7 protein-coding genes are annotated in these 13,368 nt (G+C 35.8%); 3 read left to right on the top strand and 4 right to left on the bottom strand.

The genetic code is table 11. The features are described from left to right. Positions 1 to 192: 192 nt before the first annotated feature. Both MMF97_RS04155 and MMF97_RS04150 read right to left on the bottom strand, forming a co-directional pair. A complete protein-coding gene (locus tag MMF97_RS04155; protein WP_243359566.1) occupies positions 193 to 1,854 on the bottom strand; it encodes a RagB/SusD family nutrient uptake outer membrane protein in 1,662 nt (553 codons plus the stop codon). A 12-nt stretch (positions 1,855 to 1,866) separates the two neighbouring features. Beyond that, positions 1,867 to 5,049, bottom strand: a complete 3,183-nt coding sequence (locus MMF97_RS04150; protein WP_243359563.1) for a SusC/RagA family TonB-linked outer membrane protein — start codon at positions 5,047 to 5,049, stop codon at positions 1,867 to 1,869. A gap of 223 nt (positions 5,050 to 5,272) precedes the next feature. Here MMF97_RS04150 and MMF97_RS04145 point away from each other — a divergent pair, with 223 nt between their 5' ends. Then, positions 5,273 to 6,019: a DeoR/GlpR family DNA-binding transcription regulator gene (locus MMF97_RS04145; RefSeq protein ID WP_243359561.1), complete on the top strand. Its 747-nt coding sequence runs from the start codon at positions 5,273 to 5,275 to the stop codon at positions 6,017 to 6,019. 3 nt (positions 6,020 to 6,022) lie between these two features. Here the strand turns inward: MMF97_RS04145 and MMF97_RS04140 are convergent, their stop codons facing one another. Further along, on the bottom strand, positions 6,023 to 7,222 hold the full coding sequence (locus tag MMF97_RS04140) for an anhydro-N-acetylmuramic acid kinase (protein ID WP_243359551.1): 1,200 nt from the start codon (positions 7,220 to 7,222) through the stop codon (positions 6,023 to 6,025). 194 nt (positions 7,223 to 7,416) lie between these two features. Between MMF97_RS04140 and nagB the strand changes: the two genes are divergently transcribed. Next, entirely contained in the window at positions 7,417 to 9,336 is a 1,920-nt protein-coding gene (nagB, locus tag MMF97_RS04135) for a glucosamine-6-phosphate deaminase (RefSeq protein ID WP_243359542.1), read from the top strand. 65 nt (positions 9,337 to 9,401) lie between these two features. Beyond that, on the top strand, positions 9,402 to 10,550 hold the full coding sequence (locus MMF97_RS04130; protein WP_243359539.1) for an acyltransferase family protein: 1,149 nt from the start codon (positions 9,402 to 9,404) through the stop codon (positions 10,548 to 10,550). A 60-nt stretch (positions 10,551 to 10,610) separates the two neighbouring features. Here MMF97_RS04130 and MMF97_RS04125 read toward each other — a convergent pair whose 3' ends face one another. Next, complete coding sequence (locus MMF97_RS04125) at positions 10,611 to 13,061, bottom strand: TonB-dependent receptor (protein ID WP_243359529.1); 2,451 nt, start codon at positions 13,059 to 13,061, stop codon at positions 10,611 to 10,613. Between the last annotated feature and the right edge of the window lie 307 nt (positions 13,062 to 13,368).

Below are 13,368 nucleotides of genomic sequence, written 5' to 3'. Positions count from 1 at the left end.
AAAAGCAAAAACTTTAAACACGTAAAAAACCGCAAATTCTTACCAAGAACGGCTACTAGGGGCAATCATCCTACAAATCAGCATGCTAGCAATTTTGTTTTCTAAACGGACACTCTGTTTCAATTTTAATTAAAATAAAAAAGCATGAGTAAAATATTTTACTCATGCTTTAAACAACATATTAAATAATTGCTAATTCCAATCAGGGTTTTGTTCCAAATTATTATTTGGATATAAAGAAATTTGTCCTGTAGGTATTGGAGAAAGGTAATGTTTAGGAGAAATAAATTTCCTTACAGTAGTTGCTGTATAAGGCATGATATAACCTGCTGCATTTCTAGTTACTTTGCCATTATTTGGAACATTAGCACCTAATATACAATCAGGGTTTAATGTAGTATCTAAATATTCTCCTTTTTTCCATCGCATTAAATCGTTATATCTGAAACCATCCATCATTAGCTCTGTTCTGCGTTCTCTTCTGATTTCCCATATAATAGGGCTGATATCAGCAGTACGTTTTGGATCATTAATAATAACATCGCCCGCAATACCAGACATTACGTTTGTTCCAGATAAAATTAATGGTTTAACATTAGCACGCTGCCTAAGCTTATTAACAGATTTATCTAAGTCATTTTGAGTTAATGTATAAACACCTAAATCATTTAACTCAGCACTAGCTTCAGCGTAATTAAGTAAAACCTCCGCAAGCCAAAATATTGGAGCATCTGTTTCATTATATGGAGCCAACTGATTTGAAACCGAGTTTAAGAACTTAGCTGGGCGATAACCTGTACTAGAACTGAACCCCTGTGGAGATAAATTTCCTTGATAGCAAAGAAAATCACTGATTGTTTTCAGAAGGCGGTCATCGCGATCTTTTCTAACGGCAGTAATTGTTGCATCGCCAGTGGCTAAAGGCGATTGTCCTACAGGCAGGCCATCTGTATAAACGTATGACTCTACTGCAGATTTTGTTAAACCGTGCATTGTTGTGGTAGAAGCAGTATAGCCTATAACAGAATGCGTAAGTGTTCCAGCAACATATTCTTTATAAAGAATTACTTCTGTATTTCCTTTTAAATCCATTGAATTATATACTGGCCCATATTGTGTAGTAAGAATATATTTCCCCGTCATTAAAGCTTCGGAAGCTTGCTTGGCTGCTTTTAGATAAGCTTCTGCATCTGCTTGCAATCCTAATTCGGTATGATACTTCCTATATGTGCCTTCAAATAATGCAACACGAGATTTTAGAGCTAATGCAACAGATTTATTTACTTCATTTAAGTTATTATCCCTTAGATTAGCAATTGCAAAATCTAGATCCTCCATAACTTTATCCATTACAAACTTTCTGGTATCTCTCTTTTTATAGATCAAATCGTTTTGAGCTATATCAAGTTCGCTATCAATCCAAGGAACCCCACCAAAGAGTTTTACTTTGTTAAAATAATCCATTGCTCTAAAAAAACGACCAACGCCTTTCCAATGGTTTTTCGCTTCTTGTGATAGAGATGCTATTTTATCTACGCGATCTATCAGAATATTAGCTTTTCTAATGTAATACCAACTCCAGTTGCTATTTGTAGCAGGTGCAGATACCGCAAAGTTACTAAAGCCGGTAGTGGCTTGATCATCTGAAAATGCAGAGAAATAAAAATCTGCAGTAGTACCTGTACCAAAACCCGTAAATAAATTGTAGAATTCCCAACTATAGGTTCTTACGTTGTTCTCGTTTGTCCAAAAATTAGAATCTTCGAACTGGTCTGCAGGACCAAGATCTAACTTCTTACATGCTCCCACTAACAGAAAAATAGATAGCAGGAAAGATATTTTAAATATTTTCATATTTTTATTAAATTAAAAATTCAGATTTAAACCAAAAGAGTACATTCTAGCAAAAGGGAATGTTCTGCCCAAAAAGCCATTATCACCGTCTGTAATCTCTGGGTCTAAAGGTAATTTTGAGTTTTTAAATTCAGCTAAATTCTGTCCACTTACATATAATCTAAATGATTTGATCTTATATTTATTTAAGAAATCATTTTTAAACGTGTATCCAACAGTTACATTCTTTAATCGAAGATATGCCATATCTATCATGTACTTAGACTGCACATAATAGTTGTTTCCACTTGTTGGAAGACCTGCAATTTTGGTTGCGTTATTGCCAACATATGGTCGTGGATAAAAAGCGTTAGGATTTTCAGGAGTCCAATAGTCTAATTGGTGTGCATATAGAATATCTGCACCCTGATATAAAGGAATAGCTACGTTACCTAATCCCCAGAAATCTCTTTTTCCTACCCCCTGTAGATAAACATCAAAATCAAATCCTTTATAAGTTCCTCCTAAGCGGGCACTGTATTGATAGCGAGGATTTGTGTTGCCTAATTTTACTAAATCGCCATGATCAGAAAGAGTCATCTTACCCCCATCTATTTTATTATCGCCATTTTGATTTTTGTACTTAATATCACCAGGACCATATACGAAGTTGCCATTTTGCAAAGCGACTTGACTCGGAGACGCTGCTACATCTTCTGCAGATGTGAAATATCCTTCTGTTTCAAAACCCCAAATTTCTCCTAATTCTTTACCTTTATAGTTCTGTGATAATAGCATTGATGGGTTATCCCATTCTGTAATAATACTTCTGCTATCATTAAGAGAAAGTGTTGCATTAAGTTTTAAATCTTTAGTAACGTTATATCTACCATCAATACTTATTTCAAAACCACGTGTTCTTAAGTTACCACCATTTACTCTAGGGCCACCTGTCCCAAATGTAGCAGGTACACTAGTTGATGTAAGCATTCCCGTAGTATTTCTCTCATACCAGTCAAAAGTAACTCCAATATGGTCTTTTAAAAATCTAACGTCAACTCCTAAATCTAGCATTTTTACACGTTCCCATGTTAATGAGTTAGCCACAGCAATGGGAGGATTGATTGTAGGGGCTAATACATTACCTGAGATCCAGCTAGCCTTATCATTAGCCATAGTTTCTAGATAATATTGGCCACCAACATCTTGGTTACCTAATTGTCCGTATGATGCTCTAAGTTTTAAGTCATCTATATATTTTTTAGAAAACTGCATGAATTTCTCTTCAGATAATCTATAACCTAAAGATCCTGAAGGGAAAAAGCCCCATCGGTCCTTTTTAGAGAAAGATGATGCACCATCATAACGGCCGTTTAACTCTAATAAATAGATACCTTTATAATCATAGTTAATCCTTGAGAAAAATCCAGTATATGCATAGCGTGCTCTTGTACCAGAAGCAAATTGATCACCTGTAGCTAAGTTGATTTCACCCATAGCAGGATCTAATAACTTTCTTTTCTCAGCGGTTAAACCAAAAGAATCATAACTATCAACATTAGCACCGCCCATTAATTTCAAGTTATGGTCGTTTTTAAAAGTTTTGGTATAAGTAGCAAACGCATTTAAAGTATTTACTAATGCTCTTGAACTGGCGTATCTTACCATATCCTGAGTTGCTGTAGAAACATCAGTTAATAAAGGAGGAGTTCCAGCAGTCCAAAAATCATATGCCATAATTTTACCCCCAACCACATGTCTTAAGGCATTGTCTCTTCCAATGGTATAATCTGCTCTGATATTTAAATCTTTAGTAAGCTTAATTGTCGCTCCTAAATCTATGCGATTATAGTTAGAAGAAAGATTACTGTTTTGTGCCCCTGCTTGGTAAGCCGGTAAATGCCTGAAATAATTTCCATTATAGGTACCATAAGGAAAATATGATCCCCAACGCCAAAAATAATACCAATCACCAGTAGAATAATAAGACATAGGGTAGTCATACCTGAAATTACGGAACAACATTTTTGCATCTACATCTAACCAATTTGTAACGGTTGCGTTAACAGAAGCAGTGATGTTGTATTTATTTACCTCATCTGGGTTTAGTTTGAAAATTCCACCTTCATTGCTATATCCACTAGATAAATAATAACCAACTTTTTCGCTTCCACCCCTAATTGTTAAATTGTGGTTATTTTGATTAGTGTAATTATTCAGCATTTCTTTTTTAGGGTCCCAAACTTTAAAGAAGTATACTCTTCCACCGACATAATCGAAATCTTGTCCCAAAATCATTTCTTTTCCGGTGTTAGTGGCTTGATATTTTTGCTGCCAATTAGCAATACCGGCTTTCAAAGTTTCCATTTCCATACCAAAAAGTTCAGGAGTGGTTGTCCCTGCTCTTTTAGATGCTTCGATTAATCCAGTTAATTCTGGAACAGGATCAGAGAAATCAGGTAAAACTGTTGCTTTATTCCAAGAAAAATTATTAGAGTAGCTTACCGAGGTTTGCTCATTTCTTTTACCTGTTTTGGTTTTGATTAATACAACACCAAAAGCAGCTCTTGCACCGTATATTGATGTAGAGGCAGCATCTTTAAGTACAGAAACACTTTCAATATCATTAGGATTAATAATGGACAAATCAGAAGTTTCAACATTGTCCACTAAAATCAGAGGCGAGCTAGAACCATTTATAGACCCAATGCCGCGAATATTGATTTTTGGTGCGCTGGTAAGTCCACCATTACCATAGGTAATTGTTAACCCTGGTACTGTACCTTGTAATGCTTTTGTAGGGTCACTTAAAGGCTTGCTTTCAAAAGTTTGAGCTACATTTACAGTGCTAACGGCACCCGTTAAATTTGCTTTCTTCTGTGTGCCATAACCTACAACCACTACTTCATTCAAGTTAGTGTTATCGTCTTTTAATGCAACATTTATTACAGAAGCAGTTCCTACTGTTTCTTCTTTTGTTTGCATACCAAGAAATGAGAATTGCAGTACATCTCCCTTGTTTGCCTTAATAGAGTATCGACCGTCAGATTCTGTCTGCACAGCGGTACTTTTCCCTTTGATTTTTATAGAAGCCCCAGGAATAGGCAAACCATCCTCTGCTCCGGTAACCTTTCCAGTAATTGCAACTTGTTGAGCAACAACCTGCCCAACAAATACCAAAACACCCAAAAGGATCATGAGTAGTTTTTTGTTCATACAAATGAATTTAATTGATTTTAATTATTTAGCTAATGTTTATTTTGAGTAAGGGCCAGAACAAACCCGCAAAAACCCTTATTCTAAGTAAATTTAGAAATTATATTTCGACAAAAAAAAATGTTTTTTCTATATTTATAACATAGCTTCCTATATTTTACTCCGAAAACCTGCACATACCAGCATTTTTTTTATATTAGCGCTATCACTAACCAACCTGTTTATGTTAAAAAAAGAAAGACAAGATGCTATAATGAGATTAATCAATCTTCATAATAGGGTTCTTACTTCAGATTTAGTTCACTTATTAAACGTTTCAGAAGATACTGTAAGAAGAGATTTACAGGAAATGGCCAGCGAGAATCTTTTATATAAGGTTCATGGCGGAGCGCTGTCAAAATCCTACCAATCATCTTTTGATGATAGCACAGTATATGCTAAGGATACAAAAATTGCCATTGCAAAAAAAGCATTACCTTTAATTAAAGATGGCTCTGTTGTTTTAACCGGAGGTGGCACAACCATTATAGAGATGGTTAAACAATTACCTCAGCATTTAGAAGCCACTTTCTTTACCATTAGCCCGCTCGTAGCAGTTGAATTAGCTAAATTTAGCAGAATTGAAGTCATATTAATTGGCGGCTTGTTCTCTAAAAATTCGCAAGTAACTTATGGAGGGCACGTAATTAATCAGTTAAATGATATTAAAGCAGATCTTTGTTTATTAGGTACCAGCGCACTACACCCCGTAAATGGTTTGACCGATACCGACTGGGAAATTAACCAGCTAAAAAAAACCATGCTAAATTCGTCAAGAAAAGCTGCTGTTTTATGTATCTCTGAAAAATTAGATACTTCTTTCAGATTAAGAGTTTCTTCTTTAGAAAGTATCCAATACCTTATTACTGAACTTGATGCAAATGATCCAAGGTTAAATCCTTACAGATCTAAGGACTTAGAAATCATATAATACCTATTTAGGCAAGCATATTTTACCCATAAAAACCGGAGGCACGCCTTCTTTACCAAGATTAACAGCAGAATTGCCAGAAACTGTTTCATTTGCCAACAAAGCAAATAATACGGCTTCTTTGGCATCTGGATTTATTTCGAGGTCTTTTGTAGTTTTAAAAACCCCATTAGGAATTAATCGCTTAAGCTGTTCGACAAGGTAAGGATTATGCATCCCTCCCCCACTCATATAGATATTAAATGAAGCCCATTGATTGGCTTCACGCAAAATAGCCTCAGCAATAGTGGCTGCAGAAAAATGCACCAGTGTAGCCATTACATCTTCTTTGCTGAGATCTTCTGTATTACTCTGAATCTGAGCTTTGTTTAGATATTCTAAACTGAATAGCTCTGGGCCTGTTGTTTTAGGAAAAGCCCCCTCAAAAAAAGAATTCTGCATAAGTTCTTCCAGAAGTGCCTGGCTTAGTTTTCCTTGTTTTGCTATTGCTGCATCTTTATCATAATACAAACCTTCAAAATGGTTTTGAATATATTGATCCATCAAGGTATTTCCTGGCCCCACATCTGTTGAAAAGACTTTAGAAGCATTCAGATCTCCTGGCAAAAAAGTATAGTTGGCAATTCCGCCAATATTTAACATAATCCGGTCTTCTCCTTTTTTTGAGAAAATCAAGTAATCACCATATACGGCCAACGGAGCTCCTTCACCCCCTGCAGCAATATGCTTTTGTCTGAAATCAGCGATAGTAATAATACCCGTTTTAACAGCAATATGATCACCATCTCCTATTTGTAAAGTAGCGTTAGGCAGATCAGAAATCTGGTGTAACAATTTAGGGGCATGAAAAATGGTTTGTCCATGGCTGGCAATAAAATCAATATCTTCATTTTTATAACCCCATTCTCTAATAGCGTTGTTAATTAATTCTGCATGTGTAATGGCTATTTCCTCATTCATTATGCATACCATTTGCAGATCTACCGTTTGTTTAGAAAAAATAGATTTTACCCTTTGCCTGAACAAATCTGTATAGTCTGCTGTTTTAAACTCAAGTAATCTGATTTGGGTAGAAGTGCCTGAACCCTTAAACGAGCATAGTGCTATATCTAAACCATCCATTGAAGTACCAGACATTAAGCCGATAATCAATTTCTCTTCTTTTTGTGCCTTATGATAAAGCAATGCAACCTGATTTAACATATATTTCTATTGAAAAATGTCTTGAAATATGAATACTAAAAACTTTTTAAAAAAATTAAAAAAGCAATCTATCGTTTTAAACACCATTAAAGGCCCTTTTCACTTAAAAACTCTATTACTGGGTTAATTATACGTTTTTTTTTCGGCACAACATTATATATATTTACTGCTCCGTTTAATTTAAAATAAGATTAATGGCACGATTAAATCTCTTAGAAGAAACGAGGTTCGAAAAACTTCCCGTAACGATATTTAAAAATCCTAAAGAAGCTTCTTTACATGTTGCTCACCGCATTGCTAATCTGATTAAAGAAAAGCAGAAAAAGAACGAGAATGCAGTTTTAGGCTTAGCTACCGGTGCAACTCCAATTGCAGTTTATGCCGAACTGGTAAGGTTGCACAAAGAGGAAGGACTAAGCTTTAAAAATGTGGTTACTTTTAATTTGGATGAATATTATCCAATGCAACCTAATGCTGCACAAAGCTATGTCACTTTTATGAATGATCATTTGTTTAATCATATTGACATTGATAAAAACAATATTCATGTACCAGATGGCACTTTAGCTCTTGATGATATCCAGGCATATTGTTTAGCTTACGAGAACAAAATAGAAAACTTCGGTGGGTTAGATATTCAAATATTAGGTATAGGTAGAACAGGACACATAGGTTTCAATGAGCCTGGCTCTGCGCCTAATTCTGGAACTCGTCTGGTTACTTTAGATGATTTAACAAGAAGAGACGCCGCCAGAGATTTTGGTGGTAAATCTAACGTACCAACCAAAGCCATTACAATGGGCATCGGCACCATTTTCAAAGCCAGAGAAATTGTATTAATGGCCTGGAACAAGAAAAAAGCACCTATTATTAAAAAAGCTGTAGAAGGAGAAATTTCAAGTGATGTTCCGGCAACTTATTTACAGCTTTCAGATAGCGTTGAATTTATTCTTGATGAGGATGCAGCATGTTTGCTAACCCGATTTGATACACCCTGGCTGGTAAAAGACTGTACCTGGACAGAAGAGCTCAAACGTAAAGCTGTGATCTGGCTAGCCAGAAAATTAAGAAAACCCATCTTAAAGTTAACGGAAGACGATTTCAATAATAATGGCATGGCTCAGCTCGCTACAGAACAAGGGCCAGTTTACAATATCAATATACAGATCTTTAATCATTTACAGCACACCATTACCGGATGGCCAGGAGGTAAACCTAACGCAGACGACAGTCAACGTCCTGAAAGAGCTATGCCTGCAAAAAAACGATCTATCATTTTTTCTCCACATCCAGATGATGATGTGATTTCTATGGGTGGTACGTTTATTCGTTTGGTAGATCAGCATCATGATGTGCATGTAGCTTACCAAACTTCGGGTAATACAGCTGTATGGGATGATGATGCGCTTAGATTTGTTGAGTTTAACATAGATTTCTCAGAAAAAATGGGTTTTGATCAAACAGAAATGAGAAGAACCTATAACGAAATGAGAAATTTTATCGCTAATAAGAAACCTAATCAGGTTGATACCGATGAATTAAAAGCAGTAAAAGGACTGATCAGAAAGGGAGAAGCCATTGCAGGAGCCCGTTATTGCGGTTTACCTGATGACCATATACACTTTATGGCATTGCCGTTCTATGAAAGTGGTAAGGTGGTTAAAAACGCTGTAACAGATAAAGACATTGAGCTAACCATGGAGCTTTTACAAAAAGTAAAGCCTCAACAGGTTTTTGCTGCAGGAGATTTTGAAGATCCACATGGCACACACATTATCTGCTTTAATATTATTGTAGAAGCATTAAGACGTTTACAAAAAACAGAAAGCTGGGTAAATGACTGCTGGCTATGGATGTACAGAGGCGCATGGTTAGAGTTTGAGCCTTATGAGATTGAAATGGCTGTGCCACTTAGTCCACAAGAAGTTGAACGTAAAAAAATGGCCATTTTCAAACATCAGTCACAAAAAGACAGGGCGGTATTTCCTGGAGATGACTCTAGAGAGTTTTGGAAACGTGCTGAAGACAGAAACCGCGAAACAGCAAAAATATATGACGATCTGGGCCTTGCCGATTATGAGGCTATGGAAGCATTTGTTCGTTACCGTTATTAAAATTACTTACTTTAAAAAATTATCTCCTATATTTAGTTTTTGAACTATTTATAGGAGATTTTTTTATGACATCCAAACCTCAGAGGTTATTATCTCTGGATTTTTTTAGAGGTCTTACTGTTGCCGCTATGATATTGGTAAATAACCCAGGAAGCTGGGCTCATATTTACCCTCCTTTAGAACACGCCACCTGGAATGGCTGCACACCAACAGATCTGGTTTTCCCTTTCTTCCTTTTTATTGTGGGTGTATCTATAGCTTATGCTATGGGTTCAAAAAAGTCAGATAAAACTACTCATAAACAAATTATATTAAAAGCATTAAAAAGGTCTATCACTTTATATCTATTGGGTTTTATACTCGCCATGTTCCCGCGTAATTTTGCAGACTTTTCATTTTTAGAGTCTTTAAAAACTGTACGTATTCCAGGTGTTCTGCAGCGCATATCAGTCGTATTTATTTTTGCTACGGTAATCTTTATAAAAATGTCTGAAAAGAACATTTTGCGCACAATGATTACTTTATTGGTAGTTTATTGGGCCTTAATGACTTTTGTTCCTGTACCGGGAGTAGGGCCCGCCAATTTGGAGAAAGAAACCAATTTAGCTGCCTGGGTAGATCGTACAGTATTAACTGAAGCGCATTTGTGGAAAGCGGCTAAAACATGGGACCCTGAAGGCTTATTGAGTACTCTTCCGGCCATAGCCACTGCTTTATTTGGTGTATTGGTAGGTGTTTATTTAAAACGTAAAGATGTAGAACCTTCAACTAAAATTTCATGGTTATTTACTGTAGGTTTTTTAACTACCATAGCAGGGCTGATCTGGGATTTACAATTCCCGATCAATAAATCGCTATGGACCAGTTCATATGTATTATATACCGGAGGATTGGCAACCATGTTTTTATCGGCCAGTTACTGGTTGATTGATATTAATCAATACAAAAAATTTACCACGCCTTTTGTTGTTTACGGTGTAAATGCCATCACAGTATTTTTCCTTTCGGGATTAATGCCTCGGGTATTAAATATGGTAAAATTTGATCAACCCGACGGCAAACAGATTGGTGCATTGGCATACTTCTATAAGACATTCTTTGTTCCTTATTTTTCACCTCTCAATGCTTCACTTGCTTATGCTATTGTTTTTATATTATTCTGGTACGTAATCCTTTGGATTATGTATAAAAGAAATATTATTATCAAGGTTTAAAAGATATCAAACAAAAAGGGCTTCGAATTTGAAGCCCTTTCTATTTTAATCATAGGCAGATTAAAATCTCAAATTAACATTCAGCAAAAAGTTTGTGCCTGCCTGCGGAAAATAGAAGTTCTCGGTAACCAATCCGCCGGCATAATAGCTATAGGTATAACCATTGCTTTCATATTTCTTGTTAAATACATTATTTACCAATACCGCTATATTGATATTTTTAGTCCCTTTTAGCTGCCAGTTATAAGCTAAGCGAATATTATTAGTTAAATATCCATCCAGCTTCCTTTTATCGTTTTGTGTATTATCTAAATATTGTTTCCCTACGTATTTACTTTGCCAGCTTAATGCAAAAGCGTTTACAGGCGTAAATACCAATTCTCCTGCTACTACTGTATTTGGAGAAAAGGAAATATCTACATTTTTATATTTGTTTTCTATCTGTCCACCATTATCATAATCATCAATAAATTCTACGAAGTTCTTTATTTTGTTTTTGCTAAAGGCTGCATTGGCCAACACAGAAAAATATTTAGAGAAAATGTAACTTGCATCCATTTCAATACCTAACCGGTAACTGTCATCAACGTTCTGACGGTAATACTCACCCACATCATTCACTTTTCCTGTAACCACCAACTGATCTTTGTACCACATACCATATACGTTAGCCCCTAAATTCAATGTTTCTGTTTTTAAACGATAACCTGCCTCCAGATCATTTAATCGTTCCGATTTAGGTAATTTACCAGCATCGGCATTAATATAATCATCCCTACTTGGTTCTTTATTGGCTATACTGAAAGAAGCATAAAAGTTTGAGTTAGGATTGATAAAATAGCTTGCTCCTATCTTAGGATTAAAGAATTTGAGCTGATCTTTCAGATTGATTTGGTTAATGTTCTTATCTGTACCTAAAATATTATAATTGATATAACGGTATTGCAAGTCTGCAAATAAATTTAATGATGCCAATGGACTATAATTCACTTTCAGGTAAGTATTGAAATCATCTTTGTTGGCTTTGTTATCGTAATAATGTCTGTCATTATCTCCGTTGCTTGCAAATTTTGCCCAAATTACCTGCCCAAAATGTTTACCTCTGTACTGGTTGTATCCTCCTGCCAATGTAAACTGGAGATTGCTTTCTGGCGTATAGTTAAAGCCATAAGTAAGGCCATATAAGTTATTATCTAACCAACGTCTTCTGATCAGGTCTGTTTTAGATATGGTAGTACCATTTATAACTACATTATCCAAGCCGTATTTAGATAATTTCTGACTGTTTTTATATTCTTCATAATACCCTTTACCTGTAGTATAATGCAATGCTCCGTTAAATGAAAAATGTTCAGAAAAAGATCGTGCATATAAGGCCTGATAATGGTTCTGCTGATAGTTATCCGTCTGATCTTTATACAGGAACTGATTGTAAGTGCGGTTATTTGCATCAAAAAGATTAAGCGAATCTTCCTTGGTAAAATACAATTGTCCTTTATTATTTAAATAGTGTGTTAGTAATGCGGCTTTATCGTTTCGCAATTTAGCTTCTGGCACACCATTCCATGCCTGATAGGTTTTTTCACTGCCGCCAAAAACATTAACTCTTAACAAATCGTTTTTACCATGGTAAGCTCCAGATAGAAAATAAGATTTAAGATCTGATGATGCCCTGTCTATAAAACCATCTGATTTTATTCTCGATAGACGGCCATCAAAACTCCATTTATTCTGAATTAAACCTGTCCCTATTTTTATGGTATTTTTCCAGGTGTTATATGAGCCATAAGTGTTATTTAATTCTGCATAGGCCTCTGGTTCACTGGCCGTAGTCTGTATGTTTAAACTTCCACCAAAAGCACCGGCACCATTGGTTGAGGTACCCACGCCTCTCTGGATTTGTATGTTATCTACAGAAGACGCAAAATCAGGCATATTAACCCAGAATGTACCCTGACTCTCACTATCATTATATGGAATACCGTTAATGGTTACATTTACTCTGGTAGCATCACTTCCTCTCAGGCGTATGCCCGTGTAACCTACACCTGCACCAGCATCAGAAGTTACCACAACTCCCGGTGTATTATTCAGGATAAAAGGCAAATCTTGTCCGAAATTATTTTTTGTGATCGTTTCTTTATCAATATCCTTAAAAGTAGCTGCTGCCTTATTCCCTGCCCGTGTTGTACTTACGACCACTTCCTCGCCTAAAAAGGCAGATGGTTTCAAGCTAAAACTGAGCTCTTTATCTGTGTCTAAGTGAACATTTTTTTCCTGAGCTTCAAAACCAATAAAACTTACCTGTAAAGTGTAGTTTCCTGTTGATAGGTTATTGAAATTGTAATTACCAGATTTATCGGCAATCGCAACTTTTCCATTCTGTTTAATTCTAACTGTTGCTCCTGCTAATACGCTGCCTTTTTCACTTTCGGTAACTTTTCCCGAAATACCAAACTGTGCCAATACGTAAAACGGACACAGCACCGCAAACCATGCGGCTAACATCATTTTTTTCAAGTTTTTTGTTTCTTTTTTAGTTAAACCCTGCCGATAGTAGGGGTTACTACCAACCTTAGTTAAACTTCATAAGCCATTCCCTACGCCAGCATTACCTGGATCAGGTGTATTTAAAGATTTCTGATTTGGGTGTAACACCTTATCTTCTTTCTTTAAAATGGGTATGATCTCAGCCTTTATTTGTGTTTATGCAAAACAAGGCACCCCTTTTTGATACGACAAAGATATGCTTTTTTTTGAAAAGCAAAATTTAATACCGTTTGCTCGTGATTAAGGCAATTGTATAAAATAATATTTT

Origin of the sequence: Pedobacter montanisoli, from assembly GCF_022809115.1 — a bacterium.
GTDB classification, from domain to species: Bacteria; Bacteroidota; Bacteroidia; order Sphingobacteriales; family Sphingobacteriaceae; genus Pedobacter; species Pedobacter montanisoli.
The sequence above is the reverse complement of the archived record's forward strand: the minus strand, read 5'-3'. Positions and strand labels throughout refer to the sequence as shown.